Here is a 21,886-nt window from a genome sequence, read left to right on the forward strand (position 1 = left end):
CTGTGCGCAAACCGCCAGCCACCACGATCTGATCCGATGAACCGGCCCGATTCCGAAGCCCAGCAGCGCGAGCGCATTCGCACCACGATACACGCCGACGCCGATGCAGCCTGCGCGGTCGTGGCCGGCGAACTCGCCGCGTTGATCCGCGAGCGGCAGGCCGCCGGACGCACGGTCGTGCTCGGCCTGGCGACCGGCTCGACGCCGGTGCGGCTTTACCGCGAGCTCATCCGGTTGCACCGCGAGGAGAAACTGAGCTTTCGCCACGTCGTCACGTTCAACCTCGACGAATACCACGGTCTGCCGCGCACGCATCCCGAGAGTTACTGGCGGTTCATGCACGAGCAGCTTTTCGACCACCTGGATATTCCGCCGGAAAACATCCATCTGCCCGACGGCACAGTGCCGCGCGCAGAGGTGTTTGGCGCCTGCCGCGCCTATGAGGAGAAATTCCGCGCCGCCGGCGGGATCGACGTGCAGATTCTCGGCATCGGGCGCACCGGCCACATCGGCTTCAACGAGCCCGGCTCCGGCCGCGATTCGCGCACGCGGCTCGTGACGCTCGACGCGCTCACCCGGCGCGACGCCGCCCGCGATTTCCTCGGCGAGACGAACGTGCCGCGCCACGCGATCACCATGGGCGTTGGCACCATCCTCGAGGCGCGGCGTATTCTGCTGCTCGCGTGGGGCGAGGGCAAAGCCCGCGTGCTCGCCGATGCCGTGGAAAAGACGCCGACGGATGCGCTGCCCGCGAGTTTCCTGCAAGGCCATCCCGGCGCGGCGTTCCACGTCGATCCCGCCGCGGCGAGCGCCCTCACCCGCCAGTGCCACCCGTGGCTGGTCGGCACCGTCGCGTGGACGCCGGGCATCGCGCGCCGAGCCGTGGTGTGGCTTTCCCAAACGGTGCGGAAACCCGTGCTCAAGTTGCTCGAAGAAGATTACAGCGAGCACGGCATGGCCGATTTGCTCACGGAACAAGGGCCGGCGTATGGCTTGAACATCCGCATCTTTAACGAACTGCAGCGCACCATCACCGGCTGGCCCGGCGGCAAGCCCGACGCCGATGACACGCACCGGCCGGAGCGCGCGATGCCCGCGCGCAAGCGCGTCGTCGTTGTCAGCCCCGAACCATCGGACGACGTGCTGGGCATGGGCGGCACGCTCCGGCGGCTGGTGGACCAAGGCCACGAAGTCACGGTGGCCTACATCACGTCAGGCAATCTCGGCGTGCCCGATGAAGAAGCGGCGATGGCGGCCGACCTCGTGGTCGAACTCGCCGGCGCGGGCGAGGAGACGAAGTTCGCGCAAACCGTGCGCCGCCAGCTCGAAGCCAAGACAGCGTTCGAGGGCGACACGCCCGAAATCCGCCGGTTGAAAGGCGTGCTGCGCCGCGGCGAAGCGCGCGCCTCGTTGCAGGCCTGCGGCGTCACCGCGCCTCACCTGCGCTTTCTCGACCTGCCGTTTTACGAACAGGGCCGCTACCGCCAGTTTCGGGCCGGCGAACGCGATGTCGGCACCGTCGCCACGTTGTTGCGCGAGGTGCAGCCGCACCAGATTTTCGCGACCGGGCATTCGGCCGATCCCAGCTCGGTGGCGGCGGTAAGCTTCGCCGTGCTGCGCCAGGCGCTGGCGCGGACCAACGGCGAAGCGTGGCGCGGCGATTGTCGCGTCTGGCTCTACCGTGGCCCCGATCGGGATTGGGCGCCGGCGGAAATCGCCATGGCCGTCCCGTTCAGCCCGCACGAACTCACGCAAAAAATCCAGGCGATCTACCATCACAAAAGCCAGCGCAGCCAGAGCCCCGTCGTCGCCGCGGGCCTGCACGAGGCCTGGCAGCAGGCCGAGCAGCACAACCGCGCCATCGCCGTCCGCTACGACCAACTCGGCCTGGCGGAATACGAGGCCATCGAGGCTTTCGAGCGCTTCCCCGATTTATGAACCTGACCGTCACCCCGCAATTTCGCCCGGTCCTCGACCCGGAATTTCTTCCCGCGGTCCTCTGGAACCGCGCTTACACTGAGATCGTGCGGGCGGACGGCGCCGCGCGTCCGCTCGCGCTCGCGTTGATCCGCCCCGCCGGCGGTGCGTCCGTTTTTCACACCCGGATCCTGTCGGCCGGACATCCCGCGGCGCCGCTCACGTTGCGTTACGCGGAGCGGCTGCTGAAATTCCTCCTCTGGCAACGCGGCGGGTGTCGCGTGCTGCTCGCGGGCGCGGACGAACTCGTGCCGGCCCTGAACCGCCTTTACAGCCCGGACGGAGAACGCGCCTTCGACCACGCGTTCATGGGTGGCAAAGTTTACGGGCGTCCGTTCACCCTCGCCGCCGCCGCGTTCACCGATCTCCCGGCGGACGACACGGGCACGCTCGCCATCGGCCGGCATCTCGAAGGCTGCCGCATCGGTTTCGATCTCGGTGGCAGTGACCGCAAGGCCGCCGCGCTGATCGACGGCCGCGTCGTTTACTCCGAGGAAATTCCGTGGGATCCGTATTTCCAAAAGGATCCCGCCTATCATCTCGCCGGCGTGCAGGACACCCTTGCGCGCGCCGCGGCGCATCTGCCGCGCGTGGATGCGATCGGCGGCAGCGCTGCCGGAGTGTATGTGAACAACGAAGTCCGCGTCGCCTCGCTCTTCCGCGGCGTGCCCGACGCACAATTCGAGCGGCACATCCGACGCATGTTTTTCACGCTGCAAGCGCGCTGGGGCGGCGTGCCGTTCGAGGTGGCGAACGATGGCGAGGTCACCGCGCTCGCAGGCTCGATGGCGATGAACGGCAACGCCGTGCTCGGCGTTTCGCTCGGCACGAGCCAGGCGGCCGGCTACGTCACGCCCGCGGGCAGCATCACGCCATGGCTCAACGAGCTCGCGTTTGCGCCGATCGATTACCGCACCGGCGCGCCGCGCGACGAATGGTCCGGCGATGCCGGCTGCGGCGTGCAGTATTTTTCGCAACAGGGCGTCGCGCGACTCGCCGCGCTGGCGGGCTTCGAGTTTCCCGCCGACCGACCGTTGCCCGAGCGTCTGGTCGCGGTGCAGGCCGCGCTCGCGCAAGGCGATGAACGGGCGCGCGCCATCTTCGAGTCGATCGGCGTGTGCTTCGGCTACGCGATCGCGCACTACGGCGATTTTTACCCGATTGAAAACCTGCTCATTCTCGGCCGGGTGACGTCCGGCGCGGGCGGCGAAATCATCCTCGAGCGGGCCGCCACGGTGTTGCGCGGCGAGTTCCCGGCGCTCGCGGAAAAAATTCGGCTGCGCACGCCCGACGAAAAGGACAAACGTCATGGGCAGGCGATCGCCGCCGCGAGTCTTCCCCGGATCACGCAACCCAGTTCAACCGCCTCTCCATGAAACTCTCCCATCCCCAAGCCGATATTTTCGTCCCCGAAGCCGGCCTCTCGCCCGAGGCGGCGCTCGCCCGCACCACGCATCTCGCCGTGGTCGCTCACCAGGACGACATCGAGATCATGGCCTACCACGGCATCGCCGAATGTTTCGGGCGCACCGACAAGTGGTTCTCCGGCGTCGTGGTGACCGACGGCGCCGGCAGCCCGCGCACCGGCCTCTATGCCGATTACACGGATGCCGACATGCTGGACGTGCGCCGGCGCGAACAGCGCAAGGCGGCCTACGTGGGCGAGTATTCCATCCAGCTGCAACTCGCGCACCCGAGCGCCGTCGTGAAGCAGCCGGGCAACGCCGCCGTGCAGGCCGATCTCACGGCGATATTTGCCGCGGCGAACGCCGAGGTGGTTTACCTCCATCAACCCGCGGACAAACACGACACCCACATCGCGGTGCTCGCGCAGTGCCTCCAGGCGTTGCGCGCGCTGCCGCCGGGCCAGCGGCCGCAGCGCGTCCTTGGTTGCGAGGTCTGGCGCGATCTCGACTGGATGATCGATGCGGACAAGCAGGTGCTCGATGTCGGCGCGTATCCGAACGTCGCCGCCTCGGTGGTCGGCGTCTTCGATTCGCAGATCAGCGGAGGCAAGCGTTACGACCTTGCCACGGCGGGCCGACGGCTGGCGCATGCCACCTACCACACGTCGCACGCGACCGACAAATTCGCCGGCATCACGTGGGCGATCGACCTGACCCCGCTCGTCAACGACCCATCGCTCTCGCTCGCCGACTTCACCGTGGCGTTCATCGATCGGTTCAAACAGGACGTGGTCGCGCGCGTGACGCGCTTCGCCTGAGATTCGATTAAGCTGTCCGATTTTCCTGCGTATGCCTTCGCCCGCTCGACGTTCCCCGCCCACGCCCCGTGCCGACGCGGAATTCCACCCCGCGCTCGCCGCGAAGGTCCGGCGCCTCGCCAACCCGGTGGATCTATTCTCCGGCGCGAAACTCGAAAACATCCTGCTCGCGCAGAACGTCGTGCTGTTCAAACGCACCTCAGTCGCCGAGCTGAAACCACAGGGCGTCACGCACAACTATCATCACCGCTTCGAGCTGGTCATCCCGCTGCGGCAGCCAGGGCGCATCCACGTCGACGGCGCCGACTACGCCCTCGCGCCGGGGCACGCGTTCCTGATTTTTCCGCATCAATTTCATCACTACCTCGACCTCGCCGACGGCGCGCTCACGTGGCTCTTCATCACGTTCGAGCTCACGAATCCGGCGCTCGTGCAGCCGCTCCGCAACGCCCCGCGCGCATTGGGCGCCGCCGACGCCGCCGCGCTGGAAGAGCTCCTTGACGCCCAACTCGCCGCTGCGACGGACGCCAACCGCGATTTTGAGGTCATCATCCGCGTCTCCTCGCTCCTTCAACGGCTCCTCGGCGCGCCGGTCGCGAGGGATGCCCGCAGCGGAGAACCGGCCAAGGCGAAGGTGCAGGGAGAGATTCTCCAATCGATCAACCGCTACGTCCGGGCGCATATCAATGAGCCACTGACGATTGCCGATTTGGCGAAACACACGGGCTACTCGATCAGCCATTTGCGCGCCGTTTTCCGGCGGGAACTTGGCGTCAGCCTCGGCGGCTACATGCGAGACTCCCGGCTCTCACTGGGGACGTCGCTCCTCGCCGCGCCCGGCCGTGAGAGCATCGAGCGCATCGCGCAAGCGTGTGGCTTTGCGTCGATCTTTGCCTTCAGCCGCGCCTTCAAACGCGCGATGGGCGTTTCCCCGCGGGAATATCGCAAATCCCTCCCACCCGCGTCCGCCGCTGCGACTGCGTCCAAGTCGCCCGCCGCCCGGCGCCGGGCTTAGGTCTGCCGCAGCGCCTGGTCGCGGGTGACGGAAAAGTGCAACGGCTCCCCGCGCACGAAGCGGCCGAATTCCCCCACCATCGCCCAGCCCATCCGCCGACACTCATCACCCACCGAGCCCGCGAGGTGCGGCGTGAGCAGCACGTTCGGCAAATCATACAGGGCACTCGCTGCCTCCGGCGGCTCCGGCACCGTCACATCGAGAATCGCCTGCACGTCGCTGCGGCGCTGCAGGAACTCGATCAACTCCGTCTCCCGCACCAGGCCCCCGCGCGCGGTGTTGATGAACGTCGCCCCAGGCTTCAGCCGCGCCAGCAACTCGCCGGTGATGAAGCCCGCTGTCTCCGCGTTCAGCGGACTGTGCAGCGAGACCACATCACTGCGCGCCATCAGGTCCGGCAACGCCACCAATCTCACACCCAGTTCGGCCGCCTTTTCGGCCGGCAGGTAAGGGTCGTAGGCGAGCACCTCGACTTCGAGCGTGTGCAGTCGCTGCAGCACCTCGCGGCCGATCAAGCCCAGCGAGATCAGCCCGACGGTCGCACCGCGCGTGCCCCGCACACCGCCGAGGTCCCGGGGAAACGTCCGGGTTTGGCGGGTCTCGCGGTTGAGCCGCCAGACCTGTTTTAATGCGAGCACCACCATGCTCACGGTGTATTCGGCCACGGGCACCGCGTTCGCCGCCGCGGCATTGGTCAGAGTGATGCCCCGCTGCCAGAAGGCCTCGGACACGTAAGGCCGCACCGAACCGGCGCCGTGAAAAACGGCGCGCAACCGCGGCAGCCGCGCCAGCAATGCGGCGTCGAATTGCGGGCTGCTCCAGCCGGTGAACGCCACATCGATGGCGGCGAGTGTCGCCGACGGCAGCACGGCGCACTCCGCCGGACCAACTGGCGCGGGCACGATGAGATCGCATTGGTCCGCGAGCGCCGCCCGACACTCCTCGCCATAAATCAGCTCATACATGTCGCGCGGCAGAAGAAAGGCCGCCCGCAACGCGGGAGCCGGGACCGGCGCCGCGGCGGGCCGGGGGGAAGAAGGGACAACGCCCGATGCGCTCATGCGGCCACCGTGCTGGCGCCGAATTGCCCTGACAACGGGGCGGCTATTAACACCGTTGAGTGCCATGACAGGCCGGCCCATCATGGAGGACATTGCCCGCGCGGCCGGTTACTCGCGCGCCGCCGTCTCGCTCGCGCTGCGCGGCCATCCTTCGATTCCGGAATCCACACGGCGCAAGATCGCGGCCATTGCGGAGCAGCTGGGTTACCGCGCAAACCCGCTTGTTTCCGCGCTGATGAGTTTGCAACGCCAGCGCCGGTCGATGGGCGGCGCGACGACGATTGCCTATCTGACCTCGCATCCGCGCAGCGATCCCTGGCGGCAACGCAGTTATTACGTAAGCATGTTTCGCGGCGCAGCGACGCGGCTGGAGGAGATCGGCTGCCGGCTGGAAGAATTCAGCCTGCAAGGGGAAGGCATGACGCCGGCCCGCCTGCTGCAAATCCTCCGCACCCGAAACATCCACGGCGTGATCGTCGCGCCGCTGCCCTACGGCGAAACGCATGTGGCGCTCGACTTCTCGGGCCTGGCCGTCGTCGGACTCGGCATGAGCGTGCACACGCCGAAGATCGAGTGCGTGGCCAACGATCATTTTCAATCGTCGGCGCTGGCCGTGGAGCGCTGCGTCGCCCTCGGCTACCGCCGCATCGGCTTTGTGCTCAGTCAGGAAAGCTCCCGCCGCCTCGATCATCGGTGGCTCGGTGGCTATCGTTTCGCCGTGGAGCAATTCGGTCCCGGCACCCGCCTGCCGCCCCTCATGACCGAGCGCCAGAGCGAACTGCGCGCGGCGTTGCCCGGCTGGCTGCGTGCGCACCGGCCCGACGTGGTGATCCTCGGCAACGCCGAGGCGGAGTTGCAGGAAAAAATCCCCACGACCGTCGGGCTCGTCTCCCTCGGCGTCGATCGGGCTGACAGCGCGACCAGTGGTATTTTTCAGGATTACGAGTTGCTGGGACGCGTCGCCGGCGAGCACGCCCTCGCGAAACTTCACACCAACAGTTTCGGCACGCTCGGCGAAGCGCACCTCCATCTTGTCGCCGGCACGTGGGTGGCCGGGCGCACGACACCCGGGCCGCGCCGGCGCCGCGCGCCCGCTGGCGCGACGCTTACTTAACGGCGTAAACGGCGACCTCCTTGGCGGCCTCCCGCCAGACGGTAAACCGACTGCACAGCTCAGCGTGAAAGGTTCACGCGCGGCCAATCCCAACCCCATGAATACACGCCCCGCCCGCCTGACCGCCCACCTCCGACCCTTTGTCACTGCGCTTGCCGCCCTCGCTCTCCCGTTCGCCGCGACGATGCAGGCGCAGCCGAAGGATGCCTCGGCGGTCGCGGCGGAGGATCCGCTGCAACTCTCCGCCTTCACCGTCACCAGCCAGCACGATACCGGTTATGAATCGATGCAAACGACCTCCGGTCTGCGCACCGTGCAGGAGCTCAAGAACGTCGCGAACTCCATCTCCATCCTCAATCCCGAGATGATCCAGGACATCGGCGCGCTCACGATCGAGGACATGACCAAGTGGGCCGTGACGGGTGAAGCCAACCCCGATCCGACCGTCGTCTCCGGTTCGAGCCGACTGATTTTTCGCGGCATCCAGAACAACTACGCGCTGCGCAACGGCTGGATCTGGTATTCTCCGATCGATACCTACAGCACGGAGCGGATGGAATTGTTGCGCGGGCCCAACGCCTTCCTCTACGGCGAGGCCGATCTGGGTGGCGCGCAGAACCAGATCACCAAGCGCGGCCTTTTCACGAAGGATTTCACCAAGATCAAACTCACCGGCGGCAGCTACGATCTGCGCCGCGCCGAACTCGACTTGAACCGCCGCGTCAACGACCAGCTCGCCGTCCGCTTCGCGGCCGTCGAGTCTGACAACCACACGTGGTGGGATCACGGTCATCGCGACTTCCGCGGTCTGTACGGCGCCGTCACCTACCGCCCTTTCCGCCAGACCACGATCAGCGTGATTGGAGAATACGCCAAGAGCACCGAGATCCGCTCCCAAGGTCTTTTCTCCGACAATTTTTCCTACACCACGCCCACCCCGAGCAAATACAACAACGCCAGCGGCGTCGTCTACCTGCCCGTCAACGGCGCCAGCTACCGGCTCAACGGCCGCTCCCGCAGCTCGGGCCCGAACGTCGCCATCGCGGATCCGACGATCGTGCCGCGCGAATACCAGTTCAACGGCCCCAGCGCCTCCAACATCTCCAACCAGAAATCGCTCACGGTGGAAGTGGAGCAGACCATCGGCGAAAACCTTCATCTCCAGCTCTCCGCCAACGCGTATCATTCCAGCGGCGGCATCTGGGGCGCCACCACCCGCGGCATCACGCGCGACCTCAATCCCACCCTGCCCGGCGGCGCGCCGAATCCCTATTACAATGAACTCTACACCGAATATCAGCGCACCCATCAGGTGATCGGCAACGTCGTCCGCGACATCCGCCTCTCCGCCGTCTACGATCTCAAGTTGAACTGGATGCAGCAGCAGTTCGTCGTGAATGCCCAGCAGCACGAGGACAACCCCGGCCAGAAATATCCGAAGATGGCCGAGTTCGTCGCCCCGGGCACCGCCAATTTTCTCGGCGCGGTGAACTCCGATGCCACCGTGGCGGCGTTCAACGCCAATCGCACCGTTTTCGCCAACAACAAATTCATCCGCCGCTACTACTTGAAAGACGGCGATGGCGGTAACCTCACCGGCAGCATCAACCCTGTCGCCGGCGTTTCCGACTACTATCCCGACATCGGCTCCGGCGCGTCCGGCTCCGTCGGCGCCACGGGCGCGATCATCGACCGCCACTTCACGACGCCATCCGTCGGCATCGGCGCCGCCGGCACGTATTTCAACGGCCATCTGCACACGCTCATCGGTTACCGGCGCGACGAGTTCAAGATGAAGACCACGTCCGGCATTCCCCGCCCTCTCGCCAACACGTGGATCGTCGACACCATCCCCGGCGGTTTTTCCGACCCGCAGTACGTGAATTACAAATTCGACGGCACCAACTACGGCGGCGTCCTCCGCATCAACGACATGCTGGCCTTCACCTACAACTACGCGCGCTCCTACCGCCTCTCGCTCGGCGAAGGCAAAACGGGCTATCAAGTCGGCACCGTGCAGGGCATTCCGTTCGGCGAAGGCCAGGATATCGGCGTTCGCTTCTCCTTCTTCGGCGGCAAACTCGAGCTGAACGCCACCTACTACGACAACTATCAGCCCAACGCGCGCAACAACGCTCTCGGCTCCGCGCAACAGAATGTGAAGAATGAGCTCACCGCCCTCTTCCCCACCACCTTCGATGTGAATGGCGGTGACATCGAAAAAGTCACCACCTCCGGCGTCGAGGTGGAAGCGGTGGCCAACCTCACCCGCAACTGGCGGCTGCTGTTCAATCTCGCCACCAACGAAATCAAAACCGCCGACCGGCTTCCGCAGCTCAAGAGCTTCCAGCAACAGGCCAAGGCCCTGAACCAGCCAACGCCACAACTCGACGCCTACCTGCTCACCATGCCCGAGGGCGTGCCGACCGCTGGCTATACCAAAACCCGCGCCAACCTTTTCACCCGTTACGATATCAAAGACGGTGCGCTCAAGGGCCTCTATTTCGGCGGCGGCGCCAACTGGCGGGGACCGACGTTCCGTGGCAACGCCGACGTCAATCAGGACGGCATCGCGGAGGCACTGTGGTCGCCCAGCTACACGCTCGTAAGCCTGCTCGTCGGCTATCAGACCAAACTCTGGGAGCACCGCACCGTCTTCGCGCTCAACGTCGACAACGTCTTCGATAAAGACTACTACCGCTCTGCCGCCATCGGTTCCGGCTCCTGGGGCGATCCCCGGTCCTTCAAACTCTCCGCGATGGTGGAGTTTTAAGCGACGTTCGTTGGCCAATCCTGTTTCCTGATGCCGACCACCATGGGCCGTCGCCGTTTCCTGCAAAACCTCGGCACCGGCGCCGCCGCGGCGCTGCTCACCCGCCCGGTGTCGGCGACCGCGCGCGAGGCGGCGCCCCATCCTGACGCTCCGCGCATCAAGAACGTCCTGGTGCTGTTCTCCGACCAGCACCGCGCGGACTGCCTCGGCTGCTATGGCAACCCGATCGTGCAAACGCCGCATCTCGACCGGCTCGCCCGCGACGGCATCCGGTTCACCCAAGCCTTCACGCCCACGGCCACCTGCACACCCGCGCGCACGTCGTTGCTGACCGGAGTCTGGGCGCACCAACACCGGCTGCAGCACGTCACCGCCTACGCTCCGTTTGCGGGCGGCCAGACCGCGTTCGATCCCGCACGCTGGCCGATGTACGCCAACACCCTGCGCGAGAAAAATTTTCACCGCGCGCAGATCGGCAAATGGCACATTGGCAGCACGACCACGCCGGCGGACTGCGGTTTTGAAGGCATCCACTACCCCGGCTACGGCTATCCCAGCCACCATCCGCATTACCTCGCGTACCTCCGCCGCCTCGGCGTCGACGGTTACCAGCTCAGCGAGATCAAACAAAAGCGGTTCGAATACTCGGGCCTCCAGGCCGGACCGGACGAGGCCGGCGAAGCCGCCTACCTCGCCGCGCAGACTGTCGAGAAAATCGGCGCCTACGCGCAATCGGACCGGCCGTTCTTCATCAGTTGCAACTTCTGGGGGCCGCACGCGCCGCACATGCTCACGGAAAAATATTTCCGCATGTACAATCCGGCGCAGATTCCGCCGTGGAAAAACTTCCGCTGCGCGCTCGACGACAAGCCGGAGATGTATCGGCGTTACGGCCAGTATTGGGGCACGGAGGATTTTACCGCGGCGACACTCTCCGGACTGCTCGCGACCTATTACGGCTACATCACCGCCGTCGACGATGCCGTCGGCCGCATCCTCGCCGCCCTCGAACAAAGCGGAAAGCTCGACGAGACGCTGATCGTTTACACCACCGATCACGGTTCCACCGAAGGCTCCTATGGAATGTGGGACAAAGGCTTTGGCATGTTCGACTGCACGCAGCGCATCCCCTTCATCCTCTCACATGCCAGTCTGCGCGGGCGTCGCCTCGTGTCCGACGAATTCGTGAGCCTGCTCGATCTCGCGCCCACGTTCATCGACTGCGCCGGCGGCACCGTGCCCTCGACCATGGTGGGGAAATCCCTCCTGCCGCTGGTGCGCAATCCCGCCGCGCCACGCGAGCGCGACCACATCATTTGCGAAAGCTTCGGGCACCAGCAGACCTTCTGGCAACGGATGGTCCGCACGGATACGGCCAAATACATCTACAACCCCACCTCGATCGACGAGTTCTACAATCTCGCCGACGATCCGGATGAAACCGTCAATCTGATCGGACGCGTGGACCGCGCGACGCTCACCCCATTCAAGGACCGTCTCGAGGCGTGGATGCGCCAGACGGAAGATCCGCTTCTCGAGTGGTCCGGTTCGACCCTGCGCGGGTGACGCCGTCGCGGCGCCGGCCGGCCGAGCCTGTTCGTGCGCGGCGCAAATTTGGCGCGGCGCAAGGCGACCCCGCAGCTGTTTTGCTACCACACGCCATGGGCTTTTCGCGCCCGCACTTCACTCCGCCGCGCGACGATTGTCGCTTGCGTGAGATTCATTGCGTTCCGGGACGGCGGCGCCGCTGACCCCGCGCGTTTGCCTTGCTCGGCTCTCGCACTCAGATCGCGCAATCAAATTGTCCGGGAATGCCGGCCGGTCCCCTCCGTCCGGTAAGCGTCGAAGCAAGTCGCGATGTTGCGTAAAAACAGGCGCCCGCGCTCCGTCACGACCAAACCCTCGGCCGATGTGACCACCATGCCGTCGTCAACGAGCGGACGCAGGCGGGCGATTTCCGCGGCATACTGCGTCACAAAGTCGTCTCCAAACTCCCGCGCGAGCGCGCCATAATCGAGCGCCAGATGGCACATGAGGCGCATGATAATCTCGCGCCGCCGCCGGTCGTCTTCAGTCAACTCACGCCCTCGCGCGATCGGAAGCGCGCCGCGATCGAGGGCGGCGTAATAGCCGGTGAGCGTCTTGTGATTTTGCCGGTAGCTGTAAGGCGTCTGCGAAATGGCGGACATGCCAAACGCGAGAATCTCGGCGCCGGCGCGGGTGCTGTAGCCTTGGAAATTGCGCTGCAGCGTGCGAGCCCGTTGGGCGACGGCGAGTTCATCGGTGTGCTTCGCGAAGTGATCCATCCCGATGTAGTCGTAACCGCGGCTGGTCAGCGTTTCGGTGATGAGCTTGAGCATCGCGAGCTTGGTCTCGGGCGTCGGGAGCGCGGATTCGCGTTCCAGAATTTTTTGCGCGGGCTTCATCCACGGCACGTGGGCGTAACTGAAAACAGCGAGGCGGTCGGGCTCGAGTTCGAGCACTTGTTCGAGGGTATCGCGAAACGTGTCCACCGTCTGGTAAGGCAGGCCGTAGATGAGATCGAGATTGAGAGAGGTGAAGCCCTCGGTGCGCAGCCACGCGATGGTTTGCTCCGTCAACGCGCGCGGCTGGATGCGGTGAACCGCCTCCTGCACCTTCGGATTGAAGTCCTGCACGCCGAGCGAGGCGCGCGTGAAGCCGCTCGCTCGCAACGCGACGACTTGAGCGTGCGAAAGGCGGCGCGGATCCACCTCCACGCTGAGTTCGGCCTGCGGCGCGAACTTGAAATGCCGGCGCGTCAGCGCATCGAGGCGTTTGAGTTCATGGGGTTGAAAGAACGTGGGTGTGCCGCCGCCATAGTGAAGTTGCGTGACGAGGCGATCGGGGTGAACGCGGGGCGCGAGGAGGCCGACTTCCTTTTCCAAATAGTCGAGATACGCATCGGAGCTTTTGTGGTTGAGCGTGATGACGGTGGTGCAGCCGCAGAACCAGCAGAGCGTTTCGCAAAACGGCAGATGATAATAAAGCGAGAGCGGCAGCGAGGCGTCGCGGTTCGAGCGCTCAACATGCTCCAAGAGTGGCTGCGGATCGCTGTAATCCCGAAACTCCGTCGCGCTCGGGTAAGAGGTGTAGCGCGGTGCGGAGATGTCGTATTTGCGAACGAGATCGAGATCGACGGTTATCATCGTGAACGAGCGCATGGGTGCCACCGCCACCAGCGACCATTCGTCACCGGCCGCGATCGTGGCGCGCCCAAGCACAGGCGCCGACTTTAACAGCCCCAGCCGTCCGCCGCTTTGATTTGGATCAAGTCAAGGAGCCGATCAAACGGCCGGCTGCGGAGACCGACGCGGGCCCGACCACTGGGGCGACGTTGAGACTGCGTTCAAGGCACGGCAGGCGCCGGGATGCTCGCCTTGACGCCGTTCGCCCAGTCCACGACTTGCTGGATCTGAACAGGGTCCAGTTTCGCGGCGCGGTGCACGATCACATAGGACGAAAGCGGCATATCGCCGCCCTTAATTTCCTTGATCGTCTCGTCCATTTTCTTGCGCGCGCGTTTGGGCGTGTAAGTGCCGAACTGGGAGAAATTGAGCTCCTTGCGGCCCTCGTTGACGTGATGTTGCATCCACCAGCCGACCGGCTGAATTCGCGTATACCACGGATAACGCGTGTTGTCCGAATGACAGTCGTAACAACTCTCGGCGAGGATCGCTTTAACGACCGGCGTCGTCGGATGCAGCGCCGTGATATCTTGAGGGCCGGGAACGGTGGCCGAGACATTTCGCCTCGGAGGAAAGAACTGAATCACCACGACAGCGGCGAAAAGGACGACGAGGAGTTTTTTAAGAAGCGATTTCATGACGGCCGTGGAATGATGTGAGTTGGTTGAATGAAGAACCTCCGCCAAGCGCCGTCGACTTTATCAATGCGCCTCGGGCAGGGAGCGCCAGTTGGGATGGTCGAAGTGAGTGGCGTAGGCCTGCAATGCGTGTGTCAGTCTCGCCTTGCCTTCCACAGACCGTGCGTCGGCCGCGAGGAGATCGGCACCGGCCAGCAGTTCGCTCAGGATCACATGCAGGTCCGCATCGGCGGCCGGGGGGAGCCGGCAGTTTTGAATCAAGTAGGCCACGTTTTCCTGCACGGTGGCGTCGAGTGTCTTGGCGGCAGCAGGCGCCGTGGTCGTTGCGTGTGCCTCGTCCAACGAAAGAGCGACGGCGTCGCGGATCCGTTGCATGCCCGAGCGCAGAGGCGCATCCGTCTCCCAGCGCTCGCCGTGCTGGAGAGTGAGGCCGACGGCGCCATGGCCGCTGTGCCCAGCAACACGCTCGAGCGGATGCTGCCGGCGGGACCAGAAAAAGTAGCCGCTTTCCACGAGCAGGATGAGGAGGGCGAAAACGGCGACGAAGGGCCACCGACGAGGAGAGGAGCGTGCGTTCATAGAATTGGTTTCAACCGGGCTTCACTACAACGGCTCCGGCGAGCGAACGCGGTGCTTTGCGGATCGGTCAGCGCGCACACGCGCCCGCACGTTCGCAGCGACCGCGCGTGGTCGTCTGCGCCTCGATGGCCACGCAAACAGCCGGAGGAGACTTTCATCGATCGGCGCACGAAGGAATTAAACCCCCACCTCCCCATCGTCGGCAAGCGGCGGGACGGCTGAAACGCGCCAACCCTTGATCAAGGTCAAGTGTTGCCGACGCGGGATGCGACCCTCAAGGCGCTGCTGCTTCGCCATCGTTGCCGATGGCCTCGACGGGGCAGCCTTCAATCGCCTCTTGGGCCAGCGCGATTTCTTCCGGTGTCACCGGCTGACGATGCACGAACGAATAACCGCTCTCATCGTGGCGGGCGAAAATCGACGGCGCGGTTTCGCGGCAGAGGTCGCAATCGATGCACTGGGCGTCGACATAGAAGCGGCCGGGGACATTTTGCGGGAGACGATCAGCAGGAATAGCCATGGGCGGTTGGGAACAGGTCCAAAGTAATGGCTGCCGGCTTGCGCGTAAAATTCATTAGTCGTATCCTTTCATGCACGCGATGAATGAATTTCTCACGACGGCGCCGTTCGACATTTACGAGCTGCATCTCTTCCACCTCGTTGCCCAGCATCGCAGTTTCACGCGCGCGGCGGAGGTGGCCGGCCTCACGCAAAGCGCCGTGACGCGCCAAGTCCAAGGCATCGAGGCCAGCCTCGGGCTCACACTCTTCGAGCGGACGACCCGCACCGTGACGCTCACGCCCGCCGGGGAGGCGTTGTGGCGCGAATCCGCACGACTGGTGGGCGATGTCGCCCAGACATTGAAGTCGCTGCGTGAGGAATTCACAGACGCGAAAAAAGAAATCCGCGTCGGCGTTTCGCGCTCCGTGGGGCTCGCGTATCTGCCGGGATTTTTCCACGCCAACCTGCGGCGGCTGCCGCACGTGGGCTACCGCGTGGCGGCCCAATCGAGCGCGGAGATCCACGCCGGTTTGGAGGCCAATGAGCTCGATGTCGGCGTGCTCAGCCCGCCGCACCGCCTGCCCCAAACCGTGCGGATCACCCACCGCTTCACCGACACGTTCGCTCTCGTCGGCTCGCCCGCCGCGGCCGCGGATTTCGAGGCGCACGCTGCGACCCGCGCCCGGCGCCTGGCGTGGTTGAATCGCCAGAACTGGCTGGTGCTCGACGAGCGCTCGAACACCGGGCGCCGCCTGCACGCGTGGATGACCCGGCAGGGCTGCCGCGTGCCGCCGGGCATGCAGCTCGATAACTTCGATCTCATCATCAACCTCGCGGCATTGGGCATGGGCGTGAGTTTCGTGCCGGTGCGCGCGCTGGCGCTCTACGGTCGCAAGCGATCATTGCGCCGCCTGCCCTGGCCCGAACGTTTTGAACGCGAACTCGTCGTGCTCGTGCGTCGCCACCGCAAACTGCCGCCCCACATCCTGCAGTTCATCGACAACGTGTTGTTTTGAATCGTGCGGGCGGCAGGGGAAAGCCGTCCGCACCACGAATCCCTCTCCGCGTTGATTTGGATCAAGGCGCGCCGGGCGATCTGGCGCGAGACTGGCGCCCATGAGTCGTCCCTCGCCGCCGCCCTCCGCTGCGTGCGCGCAGGCGGCCACGCCCAGCTCTTTGCCTCCACTATGATTCCTCCCTTCTCGCCCTCGTCCTCCGATTCCCCGCGCGCCGACGACAACGTGTTCGACGTGAGACCGCTCCCCGGCCGCACCAAACACGCGCAAATCTTTCAGCGCTGGTTCGATCTGGCGGTCGGTCAATCGTTCATCCTGCTGAACGACCACGATCCGATCCCGCTATATTATCAATTTGCCGCGGAATTTCCCGAGGCATTTACGTGGAACTATCTGGAGCGCGGCCCTGAGGAATTTCGCGTGAAGATCACCAAGACCAAGGCCGTCAGCGGCGCGGCGCCGCAGCCGCCTGCTCCAGCCAGCCTGACGCCAGCCTCGACACCCGCCCTCAAGCGAGGCGCGCACGAAATCGACGTGCGCGGTCTGGAACCGCCGGAGCCGTTGATTCGCATCCTCGACGCCTTGGAGGTGCTGCCGCCCGGCGCCACGTTGCGCGCGTGCACCGATCGGGAACCTTGCCATCTTTTCGGCGAAGCCGAGCAACGCGGTTTCCGTCACGAATGCTCCGCGCAACCCGACGGCAGCTGGGTGACGCTGCTCAGCCGTGCCTGAGGCAATATCAACGCCATCCACGACCACCCCACGCACGGTGAAGCCGGGCGGCTGGCTCGCCGCGCAAGGGCGATTGCCTCTGGCGTTCATGATGCTGGCGCTGGCGTGGCTCGTCGTCGCAACGGCGCTGCTCATCACGCATCCGTCGGCACTCGCCCGGCCGCACGCGCACCCGCACGTCGTCGCGTTGACGCATGCGTGGGTGCTGGGGTTTTTCGTGACGGTCGCCTGCGGGGCCATTTACCAACTCGCCCCGGTGGCACTGGGCACGACGCTCGTCAGCGAACGTTACGGGTGGTGGCACTTCGGCCTGCATGCCGTCGGCGTGCCCGGAATGGTCTATTCGTTTTGGGTGTGGGATCTAAAGGCGCTCGGCCACTTCGCCTTCTTCGTCGCGTTGGGCGTCTTGCTGTTTTCCGTCAACACGTGGCGCACCGTGCGTCAGTCGGGCCGCGGCGGCGTCGTGGCGTGGTCGCTGGTCCTGGCCGCTGCGTGGCTCCTCACCACCGTGTTGGTGGGACTGCTGCTGGCGGCCAACCGCTACTGGCTCTTTATCCCGCTCGATCCGATCGTGCTCCTGCGGGCGCACGCGCATCTGGGATTGGTGGGATTCTTTGTCACGCTGCTGCAAGGCGTCGGCTTTCAACTCGTGCCCATGTTCACGCTGGGCGAAGTGCGCAACTGGCGGCTCGCCGGTCTCGGCCTGGCCCTTTCGCAAATCGGCCTCGTGGTCCTTGCGCCGGCGTTGACGTGGCAATGCGGCTGGTTCGCGGTCGGCGGTGCCGCGATCATCACCGCCGGGCTGACGTGCTCCGCCGTCGGCCTGAGTCGCGCCCTCGCCACGCGCAAAAAACGTGCGCTCGATCCGGGCACGCAGGCGTTCTTGCGAGGCGGCGTGGGGCTTTGTTTCGCCGCTGTGGTCGGCGTGGCGTTGCTGATTCCCGGCGCGCCGGGGGGATCCGCGGCGGGCGGTTTCGGCGCGATGCCTTACGCCCTCCTTGCACTCGCCGGCGGCTTGCTGCCGTGCATCGCCGGAATGATGTGCAAGATCGTGCCCTTTCTCACGTGGATGCGCGCTTACGGACCTCGCGTCGGCCGCAGTCCCACGCCCGCGGCCGGCGCCTTGACGCACGCCCGGCTCGAGCAATGGGGACTCGGCCTGCAATTCGCCGCCGTCGCTCCGTTGCTCATCGGCACGTGGCGGTTGAGCGAGGCGTGGCTGGTGATCGGCGTCTGGATGCTCGCGGCGGGTGTGGCGCTTTTCACCGCCGATATGATCGGTGTGTTGCGGCACCTGCGCCCGGGCGGCGTGAGCGTGTCCGCGCCCGCACGGAAATCCGTTTCACTTCCATGAACGCGCCTCTTGATTCAACCGCCGTCTGGGATGCCCTGCGCGGCATTCCCGATCCGGAATTCGGCATCAACATTGTCGACTTGGGTTTGATCTACAGCGTCGAGTGCCACGACGGCGCCGTCGCCGTAACGATGACGCTGACCACGCCGAGCTGTCCCTCCGGCGGCTGGATCTACGAGGGCGCCAAGCAAGCGGTCGCCAATCTCCCCGGCGCGACGAAGGTGGACGTTGCCATGGTCTTCGATCCGCCGTGGTCGCCCGCGATGTTAAGCGAAGCCGCCAACCGCCAGCTTGGTCGGATCGATTGACGGACAACGCACCGCGATTCTTATTTCTGCTGTGAAAGAACGACTGAATTATTTTACCGCGTCGCCGAAAGCCTTTGCCGCGATGCGCACGCTGGAAGCTCACGTGCGCCAGGCCGGCCTCGATCACCGCCTGCTCGAACTCGTCAAAACGCGCGCGTCGCAGATCAACGGCTGCGCCTTCTGCCTCGATATGCACACCAAGGATGCGCGTGCCGCCGGCGAGACGGAGCAGCGCCTCTATGGTTTGTCCGCCTGGCGCGAGGCGCCGTATTATACGCCAGCGGAACGCGCCGCGCTCGCCTGGACCGAGGCGGTCACGCGCTTGTGCGGCGATGACCCGGTGCCCGATGCCGTTTACCAGGAAGCCCGCGCGCACTTCGACGAACAGCAACTCGTCGATCTCACCCTCGCGATCGTCGCGATCAACGGTTGGAACCGCCTCTCGATTGCGTTCCGCAAGGAGGCCGGCGGCTACCAACCGCCGGCCCGCGCTTCTTCACCCGCCCCTTTATGAGCACAGCAACGCCGCCCTCGGACTACTTGGTCCCACTCAAGAATCGGTTTCTCGTCGCCGAGCGAACGTTGGCGTTGCAATTCGAAAAACCCGCCGGCTTCGACTTCGTCGCGGGGCAGGCAATGGACGTCACCCTCCTGCAGCCCACGGAAACCGATGCCGAAGGCGACACCCGCTACTTCTCCATCGCGAGCGCGCCGCACGAGGACTTCCTGATGGTGGCAACGCGTCTGCGCGACACGGCGTTCAAGCGCCAGTTGCCCGGCTTGGCCTTGGGCACCACAGTCAAACTCGGCGCGCCCGGCGGCAGCTTGCGTTTGCATAACAATCCGCAGCGCGCCGCCGTGTTCCTCGTGGGCGGGATCGGCATCACCGCGATTCGCAGCATCCTTCTGCGCGCGGCGCATGACCGGCTCGCGCACCGGCTCTTTCTCTTCTACTCGAATCGCCGTCCGGAAGACGCGGCGTTTCTCGATGAATTGACCGCGCTCTCGCAGACCCATCCGCAGCTCGCCGTTATCGCCACGATGACCGGCTTGGCGAAGTCGACCCGGCCCTGGCACGGAGAAGCCGAACGCATCGGCCCCGCCCTGTTGAACAAGCACCTGAGCGGAGTGCCGTCGCCTGTTTACTATGTAATCGGCCCTCCCGGCATGGTGCACGGCACCCGCGCCATGCTCAATCAAACCGGAGTGGACGACGACGACATCCGCGCCGAAGATTTCGGCGGTTACTGAGTCAACGCGCGTCAAACGTTCGCCGCATGCTCCAACTCAAACGCGCTTACGATCCGCCCGCCAAGACCGACGGCACCCGCCTCCTCGTCGAGCGGCTCTGGCCACGCGGCGTGAAGAAGGAAGCGCTGAAAATGGATGCGTGGCTGAAAGACGTCGCCCCCAGCACGGCCTTGCGAAAATGGTTCGCGCACGATCCCCGGAAGTGGCCGGAATTTCAGCGCCGTTACCGCGCGGAACTCACGGCGCACCCGGAAGCCTGGCAGCCGATCCTGACCGCCGCCCGCAAAGGCCAAGTGACCCTCCTCTTCAGCTCGCATGATGCCGAGCACAACAACGTCGTCGCGTTGCGCGCGTTCCTGGCCCCCCGCCTCCGCCGCACCGCCGCGCCCGTCTCCGCGAAGCCCCGTCGCGCCGCCGCCCCAGCAGCCCAAAAGAAATCCGCGCCGCATCCGCCGGAGTTCGCCAGCCCCACCTGCTACCTGGCGGACTTCAACGATTTTGACGACGATGCTGACCGCCGTTAAGCGTGCGCGACCCTCCAACTTCTTGTGAACAACCCGTCTTCTTCCTCCGCCGCCCGGCCTCTCCAGCCGGCCACTCTTTGCATTCATGCCGGCACGCACATCGACCCCGCGACCCGCGGCGCGTGCAGCCCGATCTTTCCCTCGACGGCCTACGCGTATCCCAACGCGACCAACGAAAACATCTACCCGCGCTACTTCAACGCGCCCAACCAGCGCGTGATCGCCCGCAAACTCGCCGCGCTCGAACAAGGCGAGGCCGCCCTGGTGTTCGGCTCCGGCATGGCCGCCATCTCCACGCTGCTGTTCGCGGTGTTGAACCCCGGCGATCACGCGGTGTTTCAAGCCGACCTCTACGGCGGCACGCATCACTTCGTCACGAAGGAGCTCACCCGTTTCGGCGTGCGCATTTCCTTCGGTCGCGATGCGGCTGAACTCGCCGCCGCCGTGCGGCCCGACACGCGACTGATCTACGTCGAATCGCCCTCGAATCCGCTCCTGCGCTGCATCGATCTCGCCGCCATCGCCACAATCGGCCGCGCGAAAGGAATTCTCACCGCGGTGGACAACACCTTCGCCACGCCGATCAATCAAAACCCGCTTACGCTCGGCCTCGACGTCGTGCTGCACAGCGCCACGAAATATCTCAACGGCCACAGCGATCTCAACGCCGGCGCCGTCATCTCCACGTCCGCCGTGATCCAACGCGTGACCGCGAGCGCCGTGAATCACGGCGGCATGCTCGATGCACACGCCTGTGGCCAGCTCGAACGCGGACTGAAAACGCTTTCCCTGCGCGTCCGCCAGCATAACGAAAACGCCGCGGAAATTGCGCGGTTCCTGCAGGGCCATCCCGCCGTCGAGCGCGTCAACTATCCCGGCCTCGTCGATCACCCCACCCACGCCATTGCCGCCCGCCAGATGCGCGGCTTCGGCGGTATGCTCTCCTTCGAGCTCCGGGACCCCGGCCAGGTGGACAATTTGCTCAGCCGGCTGCGGATTATTTTCCCCGCGCTCAGTCTCGGAGGTGTCGAAAGTTTGATCTGTGTGCCGAGCCGCACGTCCCATCGCACTCTCTCGATCGTCGAGCGTCGCGAAGCCGGCATCAGCGAAGGCCTGCTGCGGCTTTCCGTCGGCCTCGAAGAGGCCGCTGATCTCATCGCCGACCTCGAGCAGGCACTCGTGAAACAATAGCGTCGCGCTGCGGACCAAGCCTTGGCTCCCTCAATTTTATGAACCGCGATCACCTGTATATCATCAAATCCGGATTTCAGCACGAAGGCCACGGCCCGTATTATTGCCCGGGCTGCGCCGAGATGGTCGGGCTTTTAGAATTCTACCCGGAGCTCAAGGAGCACGTCGAAATCCACTGGGTGGACTTTGCGCGTCCGCGCCCGGAACTCGTCGAACTCCTCGGGGCCGAAAACCAAAGCTGCCCGGTGCTCGTGCTCGCGGCGGCGCCCGCGAATCTCCCCTCCGGACTCATCATCCATTCCGCGCACGGCCGGTCGTTCATCGAAGGCACGCGCGAGATCGGGCTTTATCTCGCGCACGTGCGCGGCACGGGACGGCCGTTTCCTCCCTGAACGTTTTCGCGGGCGGCGGATCATCCGCCG

Annotated in this window: 21 protein-coding genes; 16 read left to right on the forward strand and 5 right to left on the reverse strand. The window is 65.2% G+C overall.

Translation table 11 applies throughout. The annotated features are described in order from the left end of the window. Positions 1-36 precede the first annotated feature (36 nt). From nagB to K0B96_RS16500, 4 genes are read left to right on the forward strand one after another with little or no spacing between them, the layout of a single operon-like run. Entirely contained in the window at positions 37-1,938 is a 1,902-nt protein-coding gene (gene nagB, locus K0B96_RS16485) for a glucosamine-6-phosphate deaminase (protein ID WP_220162017.1), read from the forward strand. Next, the gene (locus tag K0B96_RS16490) at positions 1,935-3,353 is read left to right on the forward strand and encodes an ROK family protein (protein ID WP_220162019.1); all 1,419 of its coding nucleotides are present in this window, start codon (positions 1,935-1,937) and stop codon (positions 3,351-3,353) included. The genes nagB and K0B96_RS16490 overlap by 4 nt, the downstream gene beginning before the upstream one ends. After that, positions 3,350-4,201, forward strand: a complete 852-nt coding sequence (locus tag K0B96_RS16495; RefSeq protein ID WP_220162021.1) for a PIG-L deacetylase family protein — start codon at positions 3,350-3,352, stop codon at positions 4,199-4,201. Before K0B96_RS16490 ends, K0B96_RS16495 begins: the two co-directional genes overlap by 4 nt. 31 nt (positions 4,202-4,232) lie before the next feature. Next, on the forward strand, positions 4,233-5,216 hold the full coding sequence (locus K0B96_RS16500) for a helix-turn-helix transcriptional regulator (protein WP_220162023.1): 984 nt from the start codon (positions 4,233-4,235) through the stop codon (positions 5,214-5,216). Here K0B96_RS16500 and K0B96_RS16505 read toward each other — a convergent pair. Continuing rightward, positions 5,213-6,181: a hydroxyacid dehydrogenase gene (locus tag K0B96_RS16505; RefSeq protein ID WP_220162025.1), complete on the reverse strand. Its 969-nt coding sequence runs from the start codon at positions 6,179-6,181 to the stop codon at positions 5,213-5,215. The genes K0B96_RS16500 and K0B96_RS16505 overlap by 4 nt on opposite strands. Before the next feature lie 160 nt (positions 6,182-6,341). Here K0B96_RS16505 and K0B96_RS16510 point away from each other — a divergent pair, with 160 nt between their 5' ends. The 3 genes from K0B96_RS16510 (at position 6,342) to K0B96_RS16520 (ending at position 11,730) form a co-directional block, all read left to right on the forward strand. Continuing rightward, the gene (locus K0B96_RS16510) at positions 6,342-7,391 is read left to right on the forward strand and encodes a LacI family DNA-binding transcriptional regulator (RefSeq protein WP_220162027.1); all 1,050 of its coding nucleotides are present in this window, start codon (positions 6,342-6,344) and stop codon (positions 7,389-7,391) included. 97 nt (positions 7,392-7,488) lie between these two features. Next, positions 7,489-10,164, forward strand: coding sequence for a TonB-dependent siderophore receptor (locus tag K0B96_RS16515; RefSeq protein ID WP_220162029.1), 2,676 nt, complete (start codon positions 7,489-7,491; stop codon positions 10,162-10,164). Positions 10,165-10,194: 30 nt separating this feature from the next. After that, the gene (locus tag K0B96_RS16520) at positions 10,195-11,730 is read left to right on the forward strand and encodes a sulfatase-like hydrolase/transferase (RefSeq protein WP_220162031.1); all 1,536 of its coding nucleotides are present in this window, start codon (positions 10,195-10,197) and stop codon (positions 11,728-11,730) included. A gap of 230 nt (positions 11,731-11,960) precedes the next feature. Here K0B96_RS16520 and hemN read toward each other — a convergent pair whose 3' ends face one another. From hemN to K0B96_RS16540, 4 genes are all read right to left on the reverse strand, one after another. Beyond that, the gene (gene hemN, locus K0B96_RS16525) at positions 11,961-13,406 is read right to left on the reverse strand and encodes an oxygen-independent coproporphyrinogen III oxidase (RefSeq protein WP_220162033.1); all 1,446 of its coding nucleotides are present in this window, start codon (positions 13,404-13,406) and stop codon (positions 11,961-11,963) included. A 125-nt stretch (positions 13,407-13,531) separates the two neighbouring features. Beyond that, positions 13,532-14,008, reverse strand: a complete 477-nt coding sequence (locus tag K0B96_RS16530; protein ID WP_220162035.1) for a heme-binding domain-containing protein — start codon at positions 14,006-14,008, stop codon at positions 13,532-13,534. A 63-nt stretch (positions 14,009-14,071) separates the two neighbouring features. Then, the gene (locus tag K0B96_RS16535; RefSeq protein WP_220162036.1) at positions 14,072-14,587 is read right to left on the reverse strand and encodes a carbonic anhydrase; all 516 of its coding nucleotides are present in this window, start codon (positions 14,585-14,587) and stop codon (positions 14,072-14,074) included. A gap of 274 nt (positions 14,588-14,861) precedes the next feature. Then, entirely contained in the window at positions 14,862-15,107 is a 246-nt protein-coding gene (locus K0B96_RS16540; protein ID WP_220162038.1) for a ferredoxin, read from the reverse strand. Between the two features lie 79 nt (positions 15,108-15,186). Here K0B96_RS16540 and K0B96_RS16545 point away from each other — a divergent pair, with 79 nt between their 5' ends. From K0B96_RS16545 to K0B96_RS16585, 9 genes are all read left to right on the forward strand, one after another. Next, complete coding sequence (locus K0B96_RS16545) at positions 15,187-16,104, forward strand: LysR family transcriptional regulator (RefSeq protein WP_220162040.1); 918 nt, start codon at positions 15,187-15,189, stop codon at positions 16,102-16,104. A gap of 171 nt (positions 16,105-16,275) precedes the next feature. Next, a complete protein-coding gene (locus tag K0B96_RS16550; protein ID WP_220162042.1) occupies positions 16,276-16,836 on the forward strand; it encodes a DUF2249 domain-containing protein in 561 nt (186 codons plus the stop codon). Next, positions 16,829-18,190, forward strand: coding sequence for a hypothetical protein (locus K0B96_RS16555; protein WP_220162044.1), 1,362 nt, complete (start codon positions 16,829-16,831; stop codon positions 18,188-18,190). The genes K0B96_RS16550 and K0B96_RS16555 overlap by 8 nt, the downstream gene beginning before the upstream one ends. After that, complete coding sequence (locus K0B96_RS16560) at positions 18,187-18,498, forward strand: metal-sulfur cluster assembly factor (RefSeq protein WP_220162046.1); 312 nt, start codon at positions 18,187-18,189, stop codon at positions 18,496-18,498. The genes K0B96_RS16555 and K0B96_RS16560 overlap by 4 nt, the downstream gene beginning before the upstream one ends. A 31-nt stretch (positions 18,499-18,529) precedes the next feature. Beyond that, on the forward strand, positions 18,530-19,012 hold the full coding sequence (locus tag K0B96_RS16565; RefSeq protein WP_220162048.1) for a carboxymuconolactone decarboxylase family protein: 483 nt from the start codon (positions 18,530-18,532) through the stop codon (positions 19,010-19,012). Then, positions 19,009-19,749: a ferredoxin--NADP reductase gene (locus K0B96_RS16570; protein ID WP_220162050.1), complete on the forward strand. Its 741-nt coding sequence runs from the start codon at positions 19,009-19,011 to the stop codon at positions 19,747-19,749. The genes K0B96_RS16565 and K0B96_RS16570 overlap by 4 nt, the downstream gene beginning before the upstream one ends. 26 nt (positions 19,750-19,775) lie before the next feature. Next, positions 19,776-20,273, forward strand: a complete 498-nt coding sequence (locus K0B96_RS16575; protein ID WP_220162059.1) for a DUF488 domain-containing protein — start codon at positions 19,776-19,778, stop codon at positions 20,271-20,273. A gap of 24 nt (positions 20,274-20,297) precedes the next feature. Beyond that, positions 20,298-21,464, forward strand: coding sequence for a trans-sulfuration enzyme family protein (locus tag K0B96_RS16580; RefSeq protein WP_220162061.1), 1,167 nt, complete (start codon positions 20,298-20,300; stop codon positions 21,462-21,464). 38 nt (positions 21,465-21,502) lie between these two features. Continuing rightward, positions 21,503-21,856: a DUF3088 family protein gene (locus K0B96_RS16585; RefSeq protein WP_220162063.1), complete on the forward strand. Its 354-nt coding sequence runs from the start codon at positions 21,503-21,505 to the stop codon at positions 21,854-21,856. Positions 21,857-21,886: the final 30 nt, after the last annotated feature.

This window comes from Horticoccus luteus (assembly GCF_019464535.1).
GTDB classification, from domain to species: Bacteria; Verrucomicrobiota; Verrucomicrobiia; order Opitutales; family Opitutaceae; genus Horticoccus; species Horticoccus luteus.